Raw genomic sequence first — 19,933 nt, forward strand, 5'->3', positions numbered from 1 at the left:
GTTTCCAGCCGGAGGCTGGAAACGAGGTTTTAAAGGAGTTTGAGCTTAAGTTGACACCAATGAGCATTGCTGTGCCCCTACAAATGGTCTGTATTCTATGCAATTAAGAACCGCTATTAACCTTTGAGATTACTTCTCTTTGTCTTTATCTAATGCTTCCTGGATTGCACGACGGCAAAATTCTGGAGGATCATCCTTGGTGGATAATTCTTCTTTCATGGTTTTCGTGACACGTAAATTAAGACGCTCACTTAAAGATTCTTCCCTCTCTGATTTAAATGGTTTTAAATTTTCTGAATGACCTTTAGGGTTAGGCATTTTCTTTATCTTTATCTAACGCTTCCTGGATTGCACGACGGCAAAATTCTGGAGGATCATCCTTGGTAGATAGTTCTTCCTTCATGGTTTTGGTAATGCGTAGATTAATCCTCTCTGTTAATGATTCTTCTCTATTTGATTTAATTGGTTGTAAATTTTGTGGGTTCCCTTTAGGATTAGGCATTATTGAGAAATATCAACAAGACTTGATTTACTTGGTGCCAAAACAATAGATTGTTTTTTGGTGGTTGCTACAACTTGCCGGAAGTACAACCACCAATATCCAATATCAAAAATGGACACTACTATTTTATGTTCACGCGTTCCGAACTTGAAATCAAGACTATTAAAGAATTACGCGATTTGTGTCGTAGATACGGCATCAAACCAACTGGGAATGCAGGATACAAAACCTCGTACATCGTAACTCTGATGGCATTTTCATTTTTAGCGCTGCAACAAATGAAGCAAGGTAGAGGGTTAAAATTCCCTAACTTTAACGCTATCCAGATAATCAGTTCTGCTATAGATGAGATGAATTCACCTACCGATGAGCAAGCAGCACTAATTCGGATAACGCTGGAAGGCAGGAAAATGAGCTATCCTGACCGATACGACCAAGAAAACCTGCTCAATTTGTACAAAGCTAAGATGTCGCTTGAACAAGCTATAAACTTGTTGAGCTAGTAAAACTAATATCATTAACATATCCCCCACATCTACAAAGATATGGGGGATAATTTTTAGAGTAGTGAACTACTCATACTTGCCTACGACTGAAGTCTGATCTTCCTAATTCATCGCGAATAGCCTCAAAAACTCCGTAGTTTTTTTGGTCTTACATTATATATTGAGTGAGCATTTTGACAACTATAAACGCTGTAACTATTCAATTTAGGTATCAATTTAGGTATTTATATGTTTCTGGTAACTGGAGCAACCGGAGGAATTGGTCGCAGAGTTGTGCGACTCTTACGACAACGAGAACAGTCTGTGCGGGCATTTGCCCGCCTTAACTCACGCTACAGCGAGTTAGAACACCGTGGTGCAGAAGTTTTCATCGGTGACTTGCTAGAGGAAAAAGATATCCAGAAAGCTAGTCGGGGTGTCCAGTATATTATCAGCGCCCACGGTTCTGATAGCGATGCCCTATCTTTAGATTACCGCGCCAATATTGAACTCATTGACCAAGCAAAAGCCAATGGTGTAGAGCATTTTGTCTTTATTTCCGTATTGGGAGCCGATCGCGGATATGAAGATGCTCCGGTTTTCAAAGCTAAACGAGCAGTAGAGCGATATTTGGTAGCTAGTGGCTTAAATTACACTATTTTACGCCCAGCTGGATTAGCATCTAACTTGCTGCCACTGGTAGAACGATTTCGGGAAACGGGATTGTATCTGCTGATTGGCGATCGCAAAAACCGTACCTCGATTGTCAGTACCGATGATTTGGCAAGGATAGTGGTAGATTCTGTGACAGTTGAAGGCGCTCGTAACCAGATTTTACCCGTCGGAGGGCCGGAGATTTTATTACGAGAAGATATTCCCCGGATTTTTGGTCGGATCTTCACCAAAGAACCAGTAATAATTAACTCACCACTATTCGTTGTTGATGGATTACAGGGTGCATTGGGTTTATTTAATCCCCAAATCCAAAAAGCTTTGGGAACTTACCGCACATTGCTAGCAAATGAATTTTTCTGTACAAAAGATGAAATTGCCAATTTAGAGGCGATTTATAACTTCCAGTTAGAGACATTAGAAAATTTTTTGCGGCGCTATTTAGCAGTTTGAATTAAACACAAGTCATTAGTCATTAGTCATTGGTTATTAGTGAATAACCAAGGACAAATGACAAATAACAAATAACAAAGGACAAAGGACAAATGACAAATGCTGCTCAAGCACGTCAGACAAAAGAGCGATTCGCCCAACCAGAGGATCAACTCACTTATGAATTGGGCAAAGCAGTACAAGAATTGCCACCTCTGTACACTAGATTATTAGCCGGAACGATGAGCGTCGTCGTATTTGGAGCGATCGCTTGGGCGTACTTCTCGCAAATAGATGAAGTAGCAACAGCACCAGGGGAATTAATTGCTTCTACACAGGTAAGACCGGTGACATCCTTGGGTGGAGGGTCAATTGTCGCTGTGAAAGTGCAAGAAGGCGATCGCGTTACTAAAGGTCAAGTTCTGATTCAAAAAGATCCAGACTTGAAAATAACCGATGTTTCCCGCCTAGCGAAATCTACCAGATTAATTCAAGACGATTTGCAACGTTTGGATGCAGAACGCACGGGAAGCAAAACTGCTGGAACGAAACTGCAAGATGAACTTTTAAACTCCCGCCTGCAAGATTACCAAGCGCGTCAAGCAGCAGCAGAAGCAGAAGCAAATCGCCAAATGGCACTTGTCGATCAAGCCAAAGTTCGCTTGACTCGATTGCAAGACAACTTAGTTAATGCCAAAAGCAGCTTTGCAAATGCTCAAACCAACCTTGCCAACGCAGATAGCATCCGAATTAAAATTGAAAGCAATTTGACTCTTGCACAAGAAAGAGAAAAAAGCTTACGCACTTTAATTACTCCTGGCGCTGTCCCTCGTGTCGATTACATAGATGCCCAAGAAAGATTAACTCGTGCAAAGACAGAAATTACTAGAGCGCAAGATGAAGTGACCAATGGTCAGAATAAAATAACAGAGGCTCAAGATAAAGTCACATCATTAGAAAAAGATATTGCTGCCCAAGTCCAAGAAATTCACCAAGCAGAACAAGCTTACAAAGCTGCACGCAATCAGGTTCAGCGTGTAGTATCAGAACGCCAAAGTGAAATTTTGACGCAGTTTAACAAGCGTAAAGAAGAACTCACAACTATTCAAGGTAATTTAGAACAGGCTAGAAAGCAGCAAGCACTAGAAACGATTGAAGCTCCCGTTGCTGGTACGATTTACAGAGTCAAAGCCACTAAAGGGCCAGTACAATCGGGTGAAGAATTGGTGTCAATTTTGCCGGAAGGGGAAGAAATGCTCCTAGAGGTGAAAGTTCTTAACCGCGATATTGGGTTTATTCGTCAAGGAATGAAGGCAAAAGTTAAAATGGCGACTTTCCCCTTCCAAGAATTTGGCATTGTGGAGGGCGAAGTCGTGCAAGTCAGTCCAAATGCAATTATTGATAAAGAATTAGGCTTAGTTTTTCCGACAAGAATTAAGCTGAGTAAACACTCAGTAAACGTCCGGGGTCAAGAAGTAGAATTTACACCAGGGATGGCTGCTACAGGTGAAATTGTCACTCGCAAGAAGTCAATTTTGACATTTATTACCGAGCCAGTGACACGACGATTCAACGAAGCATTTTCAGTTAGGTAGGTTTGTAGCTTCTGCTGTTTTTATCGCTATTAGAAGTTACGCAAACAACATCTGAAAAAAATCATTTTATGGTAGGGGCAATTCATGAATTGTCTCTACCGCGTATAGTTTTACGTAAATCGCTAGAGGCTGAAAACAATATTTTAACGTGAGTTCGATAAACCTCTCCCCGCCTTGAACTAAAGTTCAAGTCTATCCCTCTCCGACTCGGAAAGGGACGGTTTTGCGTAGTAAAATCAGGGAGAGGTCTTTTTTAGGGCTAATTGGACACTATATGACTCGTCGAACTCAGGTAATTTTAAAAGGGTTTTAGCTTAACTACCCTTCTCATACCTGTTCATTACCAATGCCAGATTTTGAGCAATTCAAAACAAATTTTTGTCTTCATAAGAATGTAGAGACGCAAAATTTTACATCTCTACAAAGTTCTTCGATTGGTTGATTTTCTGAACTGAATACTATTGGTTGTGTATTGGAGTCAACTGGAAATCATTATAGTTTTCAAGCAAGACCAAAGAATTTTCTATACTGTTCTATTTGTTTTTGCATTCCCTCTAGCAGTTTGCCATAATCAATATTATTCTCATCTTCACTGCTATCCACATTGATGTTTCCCAGAATTGCCTCATAGTTTTGGACTTGCGACCATAATTCTGGATTGGCTAATGCGTTATTACCTTGGGCTGATATCAGATATTTTGCAGTTTCCGTTATTGCCTGACCAATCACAGGGTTAAAATCAGAATTATTCCAACTAGCGATAGTTTCTGGTGTCAGATATTTTGTAGTTTCTGTTATTGCCTGACCTATTAGAGAACTAACATCGGAATTATTGAAACTAGCGATAGTTTCTGGCGTTAGATATTTTGCAGTTCCGATAATTGCTTGACCCATTAGAGAACCAAAATAGGAACTATTAAAGCTAGAACTTGTTTGTGATGTCAGATAATTTGCAGTTTGTCCATAGACCCCTAACAGATTATTATCAGACATTACCTGCTTTGCCAGAGAACTGACATTAGAAATATTTAAACTAGAGCTTGTAGTTTGTGAATTATTTCCTGTGGTTTCTGCAATCACCTGACTCGCTAGAGAACTGACATTAGAAATATTTAAACTAGAGCTTGTAGTTTGTGTACTATTTCCTGCGGTTTCTGTGACAATTTGACGTACTTGGGCATCAGTCAGGTTAGGATTAGCACTAAGCATCAGGGCAACTATACCAGCAACGTGGGGAGTAGCCATAGAAGTGCCGCTATAAGTGGCATATTGATTATTTGGAACTGATGAATAGACTTTAACTCCTGGGGCTGTAACATAAGAGATTTCATTGGTTCCAGAGCGGTTAGAGAAGTCAGGCATGTTATTGTTTCCATCTACTGCCCCAACGGCAATTCCGGACTTGTAGGCATAGCGCGCGGGATAACCTGGTGATGAGTTACCATCATTACCTGCTGCCATGACGACAATTACTCCTTTGCTGCTGGCATAGTTAATGGCTGACTCTAAAGTGCTATTGGAAGAGCCGCCTCCTAGACTGAGGTTAATTACATTAGCTCCATTATCCACAGCGTAGTAAATGCCTTTCGCTATGGAACTATAGGAACCAGAGCCAGAGTCATTTAAAACTTTGACAGGCATAATTTTGGCATCGTAGGCAATACCAGTGACACCGTAGTTATTATTTTCTCCTGCGATCGTGCCAGAAACATGAGTTCCATGACCATTTTTATCTAGGGTATTGTTGTTATTTTCAGAGAAATTCCAGCCAGAACTATCATCGACATAGCCATTGCCATCATCATCTATACCGTTACCTGGAATTTCTTTGCTATTTGTCCAGATATTATTACTTAAATCCTCGTGGTTATAGTCAACTCCAGTATCTAAAACAGCGACAACAACACCTTTACCCGTGTATCCGTGTGCCCAAACTTCTGGTGCTTTTACAAGGTCTGCTCCCCAATTATTGCCACCAAGATCGGGAACATCAGCAAAGGTATTTTGACCAATAGCTTTAGCTACTGCTGCTGCTCCATTAATTAAGCCATAGCCATTCGTGGAGTTATAATTCTCTGCACTAAAATCATTGGTAGTAGCGTTACTGGTATTTTCGGAGTCACCATTATTTAGCAACTGCACATCAGCATCAGTTGATTTATAGCTACTACGTCCACTAAATTTGAGGTTGTAGTAATCTTGTGTATGAAAGCTATCTAAAGAGGAGATTGAAGTGGCATTTAGCTGTTTATTTGAGAATGCATTGTTATTAGCATCATCAATAGGCATAAGTTTTGGTTCTCAAAGATAGTAATCATTTCTTGACAGATTGAAGCGTTAAAATCTTTACAAGAAAAAGATTTTAAGGTGTGAATAAGCTTCATTGTCAATAATTACTATGTAATCTCAGAACAAAATGCTAATTCTACTACTAAAAAGCATAATCAATAGTGGAATGTTTGTTAATGTCTTAAATTTGTAGGAGTTTAAGTATAAATTGGTGGAATAAAAAAGTAATTGCATTATGCTTCTATAACATTTCTCGACAAGCGTAAGGTACATTTGGGCACAGCATTGCCCATTAGTATCAACTTAAGCTGAAACTTTTTTAAAACCTCATTCCCAGTCGGAGACTGGGAATGAGATAATTGCATAGACTGGGCGGGCAAGATGCCTACCCCACAAGAGTTATGTTTAATTTCTTACTAAAGATGGCTAATTATTTTGAGTATGTTTCTGAGCATTAAGACTTGAATTACCAGTTCCATGTGCTATTTCAGAAGAGCGAAATTGCTCACCGACAAATGTCAACGAATCGGCTAAATGTTCCCGCCAGTATTGCCAAGTATGACTGCCAGGAAACTGACGAAATAAATTTTGAACTTTGAGTTTGTTTAGCACTTTAGTAAATTGTTCGGCTTCGTCAATTTCTTCACTATCTGATGTGCCAGAATCTAGGTAAACTTTCAATCTTTTTTGAGCTTTTAGAGGAATATTTTTAATATAAGATATTGGGCTATTTGCTGGGCCACTTTTATCATGAAAATAACCACTATGACTAAATAAAATTGAGAAATGATCTACGTTGTGTAATCCGACATTGATTGCACCCCAACCACCAGAAGATAAACCACCTATTGCCCAAAAATCTGGGTTAGTTAGTGTACGATAACGGCTTTGCACAACTTTTACTAACTCATTCCCTACGGCTGTGGAGACTTTACCGTTAGGGCCATCGATATATTGAGAGTCCCAGTAAGGGCTAGAGCCGCGTTTGTCGTTGCCATCTGGTGTAATGATGATGCTGGGTGGCAACTTACCTGTAGTATAAAGTTGTTCCACAGTTTTGAGAGCTTGTCCCTTATTCTGATTAAACCAATCATTGGGGTTTCCATGTCCACCGTGGAGAAGAAAGATTACAGGATAGCTTTTTTTTGGATTTTTTTCATAGCCAGGAGGTAAAGAAACGCCATAAGTGCGACTTCCACCCATTGCTTTACTATTGTATGTTTCAATTTTGTAGGTTAGGAGAGTAGCTTTGGTTGGAATAATGGGAGGCGCTGTTTGTAAATTTTGCGGTTGCAGTGGTTTTGCGACGACACTTTGGGAGAAATTACAGCCAACTAGGGTTAATACTGAAAATAGCAAGAGAATTTTAGATTGTTTGTAGTTCATCTTTGAAGGGTGTTGGCCAAACAAGGCATTATTGGATAGTCGGTGCTTGCCTTCAAAAGCTTATGCAAGTGATATGTCAATGCTGTGTCAACAGGATGGAAACTTTACGACTGGTTGTAAATTAAAAGTCAAAAGTTAGGATAAGTTTCTTCACGATGCTTAAAAAATTTCGACTCAATTTCAGTTCTTTGTTTGGCTTGTTGTTGCTGGTACTTTCTTTGTGGGCGATCGCTAGCGAATTACGTCAGTATAATTATCGTGATATCCTCAACTCTCTAGCTGCTATTCCCAAAAGTCGCTTAAGCTGGGCGATTTGGCTGACTGCTTTGGGCTATCTAGTGATGATTGGGTACGATATCTTAGGTTTTAACTACATTAATCGTTCTCTAAGTTGGAATAAGATAGCTTTCACTAGCTTTATTAGCTCTGCATTTAGTAATACTATTGGTTTTGCTTTGCTGACTGGCAGTGCTATCCGTTATCGATTTTACTCAAGTTGGGGTGTGTCAGCAGTTGCGATCGCTCAAGTAATTGCTTTCGCTAATTTTACCTTTTGGTTAGGGATGTTTGCCCTAGCTGGGTTAATATTTGTGATCAACCCTTTGACAATTCCCACACAATTACATTTGCCTTTTGCAACAGTACGTCCTATCGGTGTAATTTTTTTGCTGTTGATTGCTATTTACTTGTTGGGAAGTATTTTAATTAAACAACCATTAACCATTCGTCAGCAAGATTTTCGCTTTCCTTCCTTGCCAATATCCCTAGCTCAAATTGCAATTTCTAGCTTTGATTGGATTCTGGCTGCGGCGGTTCTTTATGCGATACTTCCTAGCAATACACCTTTGTCTTATCTAGAATTTTTAGGAATTTATTTACTAGGAATGTTTGCAGGTGTGGTTAGTAATATTCCTGGCGGTTTGGGTGTATTTGAAACTGTGATTTTGCTGTTTATCTCTGATAAAATTTCGGCGGCGGCAGTTTTGGGGTCACTATTAGCTTATCGGGGAATATACTACTTTTTACCTTTGCTGCTGGCAGCGGGTTTGCTGGGAATATATGAAATTAGATTTAGAGCAGGTAGTTTAAAAAATATCAATAAATTGTGAAGTTGAGCTTCAGTATGACTACGAAGAAGAAGATCCCCGACTTCTTCGAGAAGTCGGGGATCTGAGCGTTTATATTTTAATTTAGAGAAACTAAGTAAACTGACTTTTCACGGTATCTGGAAAACCTCTCTTCTATTTCTCTCTCCTTGTAGGAGAGAGACTTTGAATTTTCCCCCTTCCCGAAACGGGAAGGGGGCTAGGCGGTTAGGTCAATCGTTAGCTTTTCCACATAACCTGAATTGTCAGCTAAGTAAAATCTGTAACTACTATTTATTTTCAATGCGGAATTCTGCTGTACTAACTTCATATACTGCGACGGAAATTCCTAATTTTTGCTGAGGCGATCGCTAATTTAACTCCATAAAAATAGTAACAGTTAGTTGCAAATTTTGAAGTAGATTTCCATAAATCATCATCAAAATTCCGTTTTACTGTTTGAGGAGAGAAATAATCATGAAAAACAAAGTATTGTTTGGCGCTATCTTTATGGCAACTTGGGTAGGGACATTAATTCCTAGCGCTTTTGCTGCCTCACCCTGTTCTGTAGGACAAAAGGCTGAGGTTCTTTGGAAGCAAGCATGGTATCCAGCAACGGTACTTAAGGTTAATAATGATAATGAAAAGTGCTATATTACCTACGATGGTTACAGCAGTTCTTGGAATGAATGGGTTGATGCTGAACGCTTTCGGACATCATTTCAAGCTGGAGATGCAGTAAGAATTTTGTGGAAGGGTAAATGGTATCCAGGAAAGGTTTTAGAAGTTAGTAACGATCATTATAAAATTACTTATGATGGCTACGATAGCTCTTGGGATGAGTGGGTTGACCCTTCCAGAGTAAGCAGATAGAGAATATTTCACTTTTATAAGTTTAAAGGGACGATTTCACCTGTTGGAGTCGTCCCTTAAAATTTAAAAGGGCGGTTATAAACCGCAGCTACTCACCCCTAAAAGATTGGTTTGGCGTTGCTTTCCCGCCCTGAAATAAATTTCGGGCTAATAGCTCAAGTCCGTTGAAACGGACTGAAATCAGAGTAATCAGGAATGATGGGTTAGACTCCCTATTAATTCGCCAACAGTCTCATTCCATTCGCCCTAGCTCTGTTAAACTGAGAATCATAAGTGAAATCTCGTATACTTTGGCAAACTTATGGAGCCAGTATCACTGACAGCAGGTGCGATCGCAACTTTGGTAATCATCAAAGCCTTTGAAAAAACTGGTGAAATCATCGGTGAAAAGGCTTGGGACGAAGGCGAAAAGTTGTTAGTTCTGCTAAAACGCAAGGAACCTAGCACGGCGAAGGTTATTGAACAGGCTAAAACACAATCTTTAGATTATGGTCAAGCTTATCTTATTGGGCAGCAGGTAGAAGAAGCGGCGAAGAAAGATCCTGAAATTGCTAAAGCTGTGGAAGCTGTAGCCAATGAGGCACAACCTCAACTGACGAACACTATTATTGAAAATTGGCAGGGGATAAATATCAAAGGTGGAACTAATACTATTTCTGGTAACACCTTAAACTTCTGACTACAGCCGCCCCAAGGGGAATCGATACTTTCTACTGAAATACCGCAAAATTTGCCCCTGAGTGGGGTAGAGAAGTTTGTCGGGCGTGAAGAAGAATTGCAAAATCTTCACCAACTTTTGCAGGATAATAAACAAGTTGCCATTGCTGCGATCGCTGGTATGGGTGGAGTTGGTAAAACAGAACTCGCCTTACAATATGCCATTAAACGCCGCGAAACATATAACGGTGGGCTTTGCTGGTTGTTCGCAAAAACTGGGGATGTGGGCATTCAAGTTGTGCAGTTTGCCAGAACGCAGCTTGATTTAAAGCCGCCAGAAGATTTTGACATACTCGCGCAAGTGCAATATTGTTGGCGGCATTGGCGTGAGGGCGATGTGCTGCTAGTTTTGGATGATGTCAGTGACTACGAGGAAGTCAAACCTTACTTACAGTCGCTACCTTCTCGGTTTAAAGTGCTGATAACTACGCGCCAGAAGTTGGGACGCATCGCACAGTTATCTTTGGATGTGCTGCAACCAGAGGCGGCGCTGGAGTTATTAAAGTCTTTACTCAAAGAAACACCGGGGCGAATTGAAAAAGAATTAGCTTTAGCAAATCGGTTGTGTGAGTGGCTAGGATATTTACCTTTGGGTGTGGAATTAGTGGGGCGCTATCTGGCGCGGAAACAGGATTTATCTTTAGCAGAAATGTTGCGGCGGTTGCAAAACAAGCGATTAGATGAGCGTTCTCTGTCTAAATCTAAGTCGGAAGCCGACATGACAGCACAACGAGGTGTATTAGCAGCCTTTGAGTTGAGTTGGCAAGAATTAGAGGACAGCGATAAGCAATTGGGCTGTTTATTGAGTTTATTTGCCGCCGCACCCATACCCTGGGAGTTGGTGGAACAGTGTTTACCAGAAGAAGATGCCGAAGATTTAGAGGAAATTAGAGATGATACCTTGCTGAATCTGCATTTACTCCAGCGCAAAGATGAGGGAATCTATCAATTGCATCCACTGTTGCGGGAGTTTTTCCAATATAAGTGTACAGGTTTAGAAAAAGCAGAGGAACTTAAGCGATCGCTTTGTCGGATAATGGTAGCAGTTGCTAAAGATATTCCTGAAGACCCTACCCTTAAGCTAATCACTGCTGTTTCCCCCGCCATATCTCATATAGCTGAAATAGCGAAGAATCTAATTCAATACGTCAGTGATGATGATTTAATTTCGCCATTCATGGGTAACGCTAAATTTTATAAAGGTCAGGGATTGTATAGGCAAGCTGCACCTTGGTACCAAAAGTGTCTAGAAGCTACCAAAGAACGCTTAGGAGAAGAACATCCCTCTATTGCAGAAAGCCTCAACGACCTAGCGGCACTCTACCATTTCCAAGGGAGATACAGCGAAGCCGAACCCCTTTTAATCCAAGCTTCAGCACTCAGGCGCAAGCTGCTGGGAGAAGAACATCCAGAGGTCGCCCAAAGCCTCAACAACCTAGCGCATCTCTACAACTCCCAAGGCAGATACAGCGATGCCGAACCCCTTTACATCCAAGCTTTAGCACTCAGGCGCAAGCTGCTGGGAGAAGAACATCCAGATGTCGCCCAAAGCCTCAACAACCTAGCGTATCTCTACAACTCCCAAGGCAGATACAGCGATGCCGAACCCCTTTACATCCAAGCTTTAGCACTCTGGTGCAAGCTGCTGGGAGAAGAACATCCAAATGTCGCCACTAGCCTCAACAACCTAGCGTATCTCTACAACTCCCAAGGCAGATACAGCGATGCCGAACCCCTTTTAATCCAAACTTTAACACTCAGGCGCAAGCTGCTGGGAGAAGAACATCCAGATGTCGCCTCTAGCCTCAACAACCTAGCGTATCTCTACAACTCCCAAGGCAGATGCAGCGAAGCCGAACCCCTTTACATCCAAGCTTTAGCACTCTGGCGCAAGCTGCTGGGAGAAGAACATCCAAATGTCGCCACTAGCCTCAACAACCTCGCGTATCTCTACAACTCCCAAGGCAGATGCAGTGATGCCGCACCCCTTTACATCCAAGCTTTAGCACTCAGGCGTAAACTGCTGGGAGAAGAACATCCATCTGTCGCCACTAGCCTCAACAACCTCGCGTCACTCTACCAATCACAAGGCAGATACAGCGAAGCCGAACCCCTTTGCATCCAAGCTTTAGATATTTTAGAGCGTCGGTTAGGGGTAGATCATCCCAATACTGCTACTGTGCGTGAAAATTTAGCAGATTTGCGCGATCGCCTCTCCCAAAATTCAGAATAAGCTAGTTTTGTGCAAAGCGTACCGTGATCAAACTGAAAAGTGCGATCGCCTAAACTTGGCCATTCGTGTTCTGAACGAAAATGTTCCTGTTTCAAACGAGAACCTTCTTGTTCCAAATGAGAACCTTCTTGTTCCAAGTGAGAATGTTCCTGTTCTAAATGAGAACGTTTCTGTTCCAAGCGAGAACGTTCCTGTTTCAAACGAGAACGTTTTAGTTCCGAGCTAGTCGTTTCTTGTTCTGAGGTGGAATGATGGTGTTATAAAGGCGATCGCTCTACTTTAAAGTATAAATCTACAGGCGATCGCTTAAAAAGGAATCCATTCCAACTGATCGATCCATTCTTCTGCCTCAGTAGTCTCCCAAACTAGCAATAGTTCTTGTGCTAATTGTCCTATTGGTATTCTCGGACGCAACCAGAATAAGCCCCAAATATGTCTACCTTCTGCCCAATGTGTGTCTAAATGAGCCGGCATACTAGCGCGGTTATCTGTCACTAACAGCCGTTGAGATAATTGCAGATAAAGCAACACATCAGGGTCTAAAGTTCCTAATGTCGGTGCATTACTTTCACCCACGCGCAAAATATCTATTGCCGGATTAAGCCGAAGAACAGCTACTTTTAAACGTGGTGACAAATTTTCATCAAGCAAAAAACGAACTTTCACTAAGCACTTACCTGACGTTCATTTCTTTGAGTTTTTAAGATTCTGAGGCGCTGTACCAAAAATGAAGGATTTGCAAGCGATTCTTGGTAACGCTGTTCGCGCCATGTTGCCACACGTGACAAATAAGCTTCGATATTAGTGCGATTATGGAGATAGTAAGTAATAGTAGCGTGAATTTGTTCCAAACTCAAACTAGGTAGATTAGCAGCAATTTCTTCCGGGGTATATCCTTCCAAGTAATAATCAAGTATATTGTCGATGCCGATGCGGTGTCCTTTCAGGCGAATATCATCGGCTGATAAAAAGTCAAAATAATCTTCTAGTTGCATTGGTCTACCCAAATGGAGTTCACAGCTATATTATCTCGCCTCAAAGCCTTGAATGATGGTGTTGTCAAGACGTAGGCTCTAGAAAATAAGTGTAAATCTACAAGCGATCGCTCTTAAAGACGCGATAAATCGCCGTCTCTACAAAAGATTCATTCTTGTAAAGACGGCGATTTATCGCGTCTCTTGCTTTAACGGAAACGTATTGGATTATAAAATATACTTGCCATCAATAAATATCACTCAAACCTTGAAGTTTCAACTATGATAGCCTCGCCCCAACAAAACTATCTTACTGCTAAAGAATACCTCCCAATGGAGGAACAGAGCGATATCAAGCATGAATATATAGACGGCTATATTTACGCAATGGCTGAGGTGCTTGATGCACACGTTACCATTGCGGGAAACCTGTTCGCTCTCCTCCGTAATCATGTGCGCGGCTCTGGTTGTCGTGTTTACATCGCTGACATGAAAGCCAGAATCGAATCTCTGAATCGCTTTTATTATCCTGATGTGATGGTTACTTGCGATCGCCGAGATCAAGAAACGCCAGGTTATAAAAGATTTCCCTGTTTAATTGTCGAAGTTTTATCTAATTTTACCGAAGCCTTTGATCGGGGTGATAAATTCGCCGATTATCAAACACTGGAAAGTCTGCAAGAGTATGTTTTAATTAATACAAAACGTCAGCGAGTTGAGTGTTTTCGCCGCAATGAACAAGGGTTATGGGTTTTACAATCTTACACAGCAGAGGATCAATCATTTCGACTCAACAGCGTGGATTTTGAGGAAACAATGGCAACACTTTACGAAGATGTCATTTTTGAATAATCAATTATTATAGGGTATTCGACGCAATATTTAGTAAAATATATAACTGATAAGCCTTGAAGGCTTCCTAACCAGGTGGAAGCGTTGATGAAAGCAGGCACAATTGATTAAAAAAAGTTATGGCGCTCATAGTTCAGAAATACGGTGGTACATCTGTCGGTTCAGTCGAACGTATTCAAGCTGTTGCACAGCGTATTTATAAAACTGTTAAAACTGGAAACTCTATTGTCGTAGTGGTTTCGGCAATGGGCAAAACCACCGATGGACTCGTCAAACTAGCTACTGAAATTTCTCCAAATCCTAACCGCCGGGAAATGGATATGCTGCTTTCCACTGGCGAACAAGTAACTATTGCCTTACTCAGTATGGCTTTGCAGGAACTCGGACAACCCGCAATCTCTATGACTGGCGCTCAGGTAGGAATTGTTACTGAAGCTGAATACAGCCGCGCTCGGATTTTGCATATTGAAACTACTCGCCTCAATCGCCACATAAATGAAGGTAAAGTAGTTGTAGTAGCTGGCTTCCAAGGTATCTCTAGCGCTGGAGAGATGGAAATTACGACTTTGGGTCGTGGTGGTTCTGACACGTCAGCAGTGGCGATCGCAGCCGCATTAAAAGCGAATTTTTGCGAAATTTATACAGATGTTCCAGGTATTCTCACTACAGATCCCCGCTTGGTTGCTGAAGCTCAGTTGATGGATGCCATCACCTGCGATGAAATGTTGGAATTAGCTAGCTTGGGCGCAAAAGTGTTGCATCCCCGTGCTGTGGAAATTGCCCGTAACTATGGGGTTCCCCTGGTAGTTAGGTCTAGTTGGACGGATCAGCCAGGTACTTGGGTGACATCAGCTAAACCCCAAGGGCGATCGCTAATCAATCTAGAAATTGCCCGTCCAGTAGATGCTGTAGAATTTGACACTGATCAAGCGAAAGTTGCTTTGTTGCGTGTACCTGACAAACCAGGCGTAGCAGCAAGATTATTTGGCGAAATTTCTCGGCAAAAAGTAGATGTAGATTTGATTATTCAGTCAGTTCATGAAGGTAACAGTAATGACATTGCATTTACTGTCACGATGCCAATATTAAAACGAGCAGAAGCAGTAGCAACAGCGATCGCCCCAGCACTGAGGAGTCAATCTAACCCCAACTTGGATGAAGCCGAGGTAATGGTAGAACATAACATTGCCAAAGTCAGCATTGCAGGCGCAGGAATGATTGGGCGTCCTGGTGTCGCGGCAAAGATGTTCGCTACCTTAGCCGAAGCAGGCGTGAATATTCAAATGATTTCCACCAGCGAAGTGAAAGTAAGTTGCGTAGTCGATGCCAACCAATGCGATCGCGCCGTCAACGCACTCCGTACCGCCTTTGAGATCGAAGCAGGGGAGCAGGGAGCAGGGAGCAGGGGAGAATTCCTCACTCCTAACTCCTCACTCCTAACTTCTCACTCCCCACTCAGCACTCAGCACTCAGCACTCAGCACTCAGCACTCAGCACCTCCCGTTCGCGGTGTTGCTCTCGATTTGAATCAAGCGCGTCTTGCTATTCGCCAATTACCAGATCGGCCAGGGATGGCGGCGAAGTTGTTTGGATTATTAGCGCAGCATAATATCAGCGTTGATATGATTATCCAATCTCAGCGCTGCCGAGTCATTGATGGTGTTCCCAGGCGAGATATTGCTTTTACAGTCTCGCGGATCGATGGGGAAAATGCCAAAAAAATGCTTACCGAAGTAGCAGCAGAGTTAGGATGGGGTGAAGTTGTTTTAGATAGTGCGATCGCTAAGGTGAGTATTGTCGGTGCAGGGATGGTAGGACAACCAGGTATTGCCGCTAAAATGTTTGAAGCTTTAGCTCAACAACAAATCAATATTCAAATGATAGCCACCTCAGAAATCAAAATTAGTTGTGTTGTGGCACAAGAGCAAGGTGTTAAAGCTTTGCAAGCCATTCACGCAGCCTTTGAATTGGCTGGTAGCGAGAAATTTGTCGTACCAGCGTAAAACTTAACTGAATAATTCGTAATTAACCGTGTGGTCTATTTACTCTTCTGGTAAGTAGGCGTGAATAATTAAAGGTTTGTAGTAAGCGGCTCCAGCCCTATTTTAAGGACTGGAGCCGCTTATACTAATTCTATAGGACTCATATTTGATTTTTGAACAAAACTCAGTACACCTTTATTCCTTCTTCCCAGTCCCCAGTCCCTTACCTCTACGAGTGATTCAGAAATCAAAGACGCTCGATAGCGCAGCGTTAGCGACGCAGTAGCGTCTGACTCGCTACCGCTTCGCTATCGGATTGCTATATGTGAGGCTGCGCTTAATAAATAAATATTTATATTTTAAAACCAAAAATAACACGTAAGCTATAATCGGACAATTTATCAAACTATATTTATATTGATGGATAGTCATTTACTAGATGGACATTATCAAATACTAAAAGTTCTCAATGATGGGGAAAAAGAAATAACCTATCTAGTTGAAGATGTTAATCTTCCTAGCAGCCAATTTATCGTAAAGCAGTTATATTCTCCTAATAGCAATCCTCAAGCTTTAACAAGCTTACACCGCTTATTTGCCAGTAAAGCAGCAACTTTAGAAAAACTCGGACAGAAACACGAGCAAATTCAAAAGCTAATTGCTTATTTTGAAGAAAATCAAGAATTTTATATAGTCCAAGAATTCATACATGGGAATCCTTTAACTGACGAAATTATCCAGGGACAACCTTTGAGAGAAGACCAAGTAATTACTCTTTTATCAGAAATATTAGAAATTTTGGTTGTTATACACAGCTATGGCGTAATTCATCGGGATATTAAACCAGCAAATATTATTCGCCGTGAATCAGATAAAAAGTTAGTTTTGGTTAATTTTGGTAATGTTAATGAAGCCATCACTAATACGGTTGAAAATTCCGAGTATATGCCGATAGAACAAGTTAATGGCAACCTCAAATATAACAGTGATATATATGCTTTAGGTATGGTTGCGATCGCAGCACTTAAAGGTTTACCTACAAAGGAAATATCTAATTTACAAAACCAGAAAAATAAGCTGACAGGTGAAATAATTTGGCGCGACAAAAATCTCCAAGTTAACCAGAAATTAGCAAAAATTATTAATCGAATGGTGCGTTTTAATTATCGTAAGCGTTACCAGTATGCAACGGAAGTTTTAGACGATCTGAAAAAGATAACAAATGTTGATGACGATCGACAAAAACAGCATCAAAAAAAATTATTACTAGTTCTAATTGGTATAACTGTCTGTATCACTCTTGGTGTTGCAGCGTGGCAATTGAGATCGCCAAAACCTTTACGTGATGCTCAACAGACATTGTACCAAAAAGGAGAGAATAAATATGAAGAAGGAAACTATGAAGGAGCAATTGAAGATTTTAATCAGGCTATTAAATTAGATCCGCAAAATGCTTTGGCTTATAATCGGCGAGGTGATGCTTATTATCGATTAGGAGATTATGAGCAAGCACAAGCAGACTCTAGCCAAGCCATTTTACTCAATCCTCAAGATGCTAATGCTTATTTTGACCGAGGATTTGCTTTTTCGGAATTAGGCAAATACAAAGAAGCGATCGCAGATTATACCCAAGCAATTAAGTTAAATTCTAAAGAGGCATACCCTTATTATGGCCGGGGATTAGCTCGTACTCAATTGAAGGATAATAACGGTGCAATTGCAGATTTTAGCAAAGCGATCGCTCTCAAGCCTGAGTATACTGAAGCCTACTTACAACGAGGGATTCTCCGCCGTCGTCTTAGACAAAGACTTGAAGCTATCCAAGATTTTGATAAAGTAATTAAGATTAATCCTAGTGATGCCAAAGCTTATTATCAAAGGGGTTTAACTCAATCGATTAATAAACAAAAATATGCGGCACTTAAAGATTATACAGACGCAATTAACATCAATCCCAAATATATAGAAGCTTATCTTAATCGTGGTGATATTTACAGCGATTTAGGCAATAAAGTAGAAGCTACTGAAGATTACAACACTATTTTACAGATAGACCCGAAATTTATTGCAGCTTATATTCATAGAGGTATTCACCGCTTTTCTTTCGGAGATTATAAAGGTGCTATTGAAGATTATACCGCAGCCCTAAAACTAGATACTAATAATGTAGCAGCTTACAACAACCGTGGTAACGCCTATCTCGAACTAGGAAATAAAAAAGCTGCAAATCAGGATTATTCACGAGCGATCGCAATTAACGCTAACAATGCCTTAGCCTATTATAACCGGGGCGTGATTCGCACCAAGCAGAAAAATAAATCGGGTGCGATCGCAGATTTCAAAAAAGCTGCAAAACTATTCCAACAGCAAGGGGAACAAGATAGTTATCAAGATGCACGGCGGGAAATTGCAATTCTGCAAAATAATTCAGCGCCAGCGCCAACTACGCGCCCTAAATCTGGGAAAATAGAAAAAAATTGAGCCACAATTCAATATAATGTTGACTGTCAACTGTCAAAACTCTTAGAAAGTGATTGTGCTATTTAAATGTGTTTTACTTTACAAATTTACGACTAGCAAATATACCTGGCGATTAGAAATCGCGGCTACACAAACCAAGTCCGCCTGCGCGGACTCAAGAAATTTGAAACCCACGGAGGTGGGTTTTGTCTGTATAGCCGCGAATTCTATTCGCCACGGCTAGATATATTTTTACGAAAGTGAGATGTTCCCTAGTAAGCTCTTTAGTCCTTACTACTTAGCGTTATATAAATTATTGCTCAATATGAGTCACCGTATTTTTTCACGACTCAATTAGGATTGTTATATGCTAATTCTCCTGACTTTTTATCCAGATAACCTGGAAATATTTACTAGTAGGGATGTCGATACGGTACTAGAAAGAATTGATGGTTCTCACAATATTTGGTTACGTTGTATTCACTTTCGCGATCGCACTGGAACAGCTAGAATTATCAAGCACTTTGGACTCAATCCATCTCGTGTTAACATGATTTTCAACCATTCACCTCTAGGAATTGATGAAGACGTAGAAGATTGTTTATTTGACAGCTATGAAATCCTAACTTCTCAAATAAAAAATAATGAGTTTGAGGTGGTGCGTGGCAATATTGTCGTTGGCAATAACTTCATTATAACTTTTGAAATCACTGAATTAAAAATTTTAAGTGTTCTAGCTAATAATCTCCAAAAACGAACTCTAGATATCCAAAAATTGGGAATCGACTATCTTTTTTATCTCATATTTAAAGACATTTTAAATAATTACGAAACTGTATTTACCTATATTTCTAGAAAACTTGATGATTTAGAAGATGAAGTTTTAGACAATTCTGGTGATGAATCAACATACCAAAAAATTGCCACCATGAGGCAATCTACTCGTTCTGGACGCCGTAATTTTCAAAGTATCAAGTTACTTATGGCGATTATGGATAATGAAGATTTCCAATGGATCGGCCAGCCAGTGAAAGAACTATTCAATCAAGAATTGGTTCATCACGTTGATAAGCTCTGGCAAGAATATCAAGCGATAAGAGCCTGGATGTCAGAATTAATGGAAATTCAACGTGATAATATTGCTAGTAAAACAGGTGAGCGAATTAATCGCCTGACTATTCTTTCGACAATATTTTTACCAATCACTTTTATGTCTGGTTTCTATGGTATGAACTTCAAATATATGCCGGAATTAGAACAACCTTGGGCTTACCCTATGGTGATTTGTATGATGGCATTAATTGTAATTGGTAGTATTGCCTATGCGAAAAAACAACGTTGGTTGTAGTATCTATAAAGTTACGAATAAAAAGATCCCCGACTTCTTCAAGAAGTC

At 40.7% G+C, this 19,933-nt stretch carries 18 protein-coding genes; 11 read left to right on the forward strand and 7 right to left on the reverse strand.

The features are described 5' to 3' along the window. Positions 1–129: 129 nt before the first annotated feature. Both V7L07_RS30565 and V7L07_RS30570 read right to left on the reverse strand, forming a co-directional pair. Complete coding sequence (locus V7L07_RS30565; protein WP_322677442.1) at positions 130–318, reverse strand: hypothetical protein; 189 nt, start codon at positions 316–318, stop codon at positions 130–132. Then, a complete protein-coding gene (locus V7L07_RS30570; protein ID WP_334706085.1) occupies positions 311–502 on the reverse strand; it encodes a hypothetical protein in 192 nt (63 codons plus the stop codon). Before V7L07_RS30570 ends, V7L07_RS30565 begins: the two co-directional genes overlap by 8 nt. 128 nt (positions 503–630) lie before the next feature. Here V7L07_RS30570 and V7L07_RS30575 point away from each other — a divergent pair, with 128 nt between their 5' ends. From V7L07_RS30575 to V7L07_RS30585, 3 genes are all read left to right on the forward strand, one after another. Next, positions 631–1,005, forward strand: a complete 375-nt coding sequence (locus tag V7L07_RS30575; RefSeq protein WP_335063102.1) for a hypothetical protein — start codon at positions 631–633, stop codon at positions 1,003–1,005. Between the two features lie 231 nt (positions 1,006–1,236). Then, on the forward strand, positions 1,237–2,112 hold the full coding sequence (locus V7L07_RS30580; RefSeq protein ID WP_335063104.1) for an SDR family oxidoreductase: 876 nt from the start codon (positions 1,237–1,239) through the stop codon (positions 2,110–2,112). A gap of 92 nt (positions 2,113–2,204) precedes the next feature. After that, positions 2,205–3,686, forward strand: a complete 1,482-nt coding sequence (locus V7L07_RS30585; RefSeq protein WP_335063105.1) for an HlyD family efflux transporter periplasmic adaptor subunit — start codon at positions 2,205–2,207, stop codon at positions 3,684–3,686. 501 nt (positions 3,687–4,187) lie between these two features. Here V7L07_RS30585 and V7L07_RS30590 read toward each other — a convergent pair. Together V7L07_RS30590 and V7L07_RS30595 are read right to left on the reverse strand one after the other, a co-directional pair. Next, positions 4,188–5,975: a S8 family peptidase gene (locus V7L07_RS30590; protein ID WP_335063107.1), complete on the reverse strand. Its 1,788-nt coding sequence runs from the start codon at positions 5,973–5,975 to the stop codon at positions 4,188–4,190. A 426-nt stretch (positions 5,976–6,401) separates the two neighbouring features. Then, positions 6,402–7,361 (reverse strand): alpha/beta hydrolase, encoded by a 960-nt coding sequence (locus V7L07_RS30595; protein ID WP_335063109.1) that lies wholly within the window; start codon positions 7,359–7,361, stop codon positions 6,402–6,404. A 155-nt stretch (positions 7,362–7,516) separates the two neighbouring features. Between V7L07_RS30595 and V7L07_RS30600 the strand changes: the two genes are divergently transcribed. From V7L07_RS30600 to V7L07_RS30615, 4 genes are all read left to right on the forward strand, one after another. Beyond that, positions 7,517–8,470 carry a lysylphosphatidylglycerol synthase domain-containing protein gene (locus V7L07_RS30600; protein WP_335063111.1) on the forward strand — a complete coding sequence of 318 codons (954 nt, stop codon included), beginning with the start codon at positions 7,517–7,519 and terminating at the stop codon, positions 8,468–8,470. Between the two features lie 453 nt (positions 8,471–8,923). Next, positions 8,924–9,319 carry an agenet domain-containing protein gene (locus tag V7L07_RS30605; RefSeq protein WP_335063112.1) on the forward strand — a complete coding sequence of 132 codons (396 nt, stop codon included), beginning with the start codon at positions 8,924–8,926 and terminating at the stop codon, positions 9,317–9,319. A gap of 301 nt (positions 9,320–9,620) precedes the next feature. Further along, complete coding sequence (locus V7L07_RS30610; protein WP_335063113.1) at positions 9,621–9,998, forward strand: hypothetical protein; 378 nt, start codon at positions 9,621–9,623, stop codon at positions 9,996–9,998. A 51-nt stretch (positions 9,999–10,049) separates the two neighbouring features. Beyond that, the gene (locus tag V7L07_RS30615) at positions 10,050–12,269 is read left to right on the forward strand and encodes a tetratricopeptide repeat protein (RefSeq protein ID WP_335063115.1); all 2,220 of its coding nucleotides are present in this window, start codon (positions 10,050–10,052) and stop codon (positions 12,267–12,269) included. On the opposite strand, the gene V7L07_RS30620 is transcribed toward V7L07_RS30615, so the two are convergent. The 3 genes from V7L07_RS30620 to V7L07_RS30630 form a co-directional block, all read right to left on the reverse strand. Beyond that, positions 12,197–12,469, reverse strand: coding sequence for a hypothetical protein (locus tag V7L07_RS30620; RefSeq protein WP_335063117.1), 273 nt, complete (start codon positions 12,467–12,469; stop codon positions 12,197–12,199). The genes V7L07_RS30615 and V7L07_RS30620 overlap by 73 nt on opposite strands. A gap of 106 nt (positions 12,470–12,575) precedes the next feature. Next, positions 12,576–12,935, reverse strand: coding sequence for a DUF5615 family PIN-like protein (locus V7L07_RS30625; protein WP_335063119.1), 360 nt, complete (start codon positions 12,933–12,935; stop codon positions 12,576–12,578). Then, positions 12,935–13,264, reverse strand: coding sequence for a DUF433 domain-containing protein (locus V7L07_RS30630; protein ID WP_335063121.1), 330 nt, complete (start codon positions 13,262–13,264; stop codon positions 12,935–12,937). The genes V7L07_RS30625 and V7L07_RS30630 overlap by 1 nt, the downstream gene beginning before the upstream one ends. A 261-nt stretch (positions 13,265–13,525) precedes the next feature. On the opposite strand from V7L07_RS30630, the gene V7L07_RS30635 reads away from it, so the two are divergent. The 4 genes from V7L07_RS30635 (at position 13,526) to V7L07_RS30650 (ending at position 19,885) form a co-directional block, all read left to right on the forward strand. Continuing rightward, complete coding sequence (locus tag V7L07_RS30635) at positions 13,526–14,095, forward strand: Uma2 family endonuclease (RefSeq protein WP_335063122.1); 570 nt, start codon at positions 13,526–13,528, stop codon at positions 14,093–14,095. Positions 14,096–14,214: 119 nt separating this feature from the next. Beyond that, positions 14,215–16,098, forward strand: coding sequence for an aspartate kinase (locus V7L07_RS30640; RefSeq protein WP_335063124.1), 1,884 nt, complete (start codon positions 14,215–14,217; stop codon positions 16,096–16,098). A gap of 399 nt (positions 16,099–16,497) precedes the next feature. Beyond that, entirely contained in the window at positions 16,498–18,558 is a 2,061-nt protein-coding gene (locus V7L07_RS30645; RefSeq protein WP_335063126.1) for a tetratricopeptide repeat protein, read from the forward strand. Positions 18,559–18,904: 346 nt separating this feature from the next. Beyond that, positions 18,905–19,885 (forward strand): magnesium transporter CorA family protein, encoded by a 981-nt coding sequence (locus V7L07_RS30650; protein WP_335063127.1) that lies wholly within the window; start codon positions 18,905–18,907, stop codon positions 19,883–19,885. The last annotated feature ends 48 nt before the right edge of the window (positions 19,886–19,933 follow it).

Origin of the sequence: Nostoc sp. (assembly GCF_036916985.1) — a bacterium.
In the GTDB taxonomy this organism is placed as follows: Bacteria; Cyanobacteriota; Cyanobacteriia; order Cyanobacteriales; family Nostocaceae; genus Nostoc.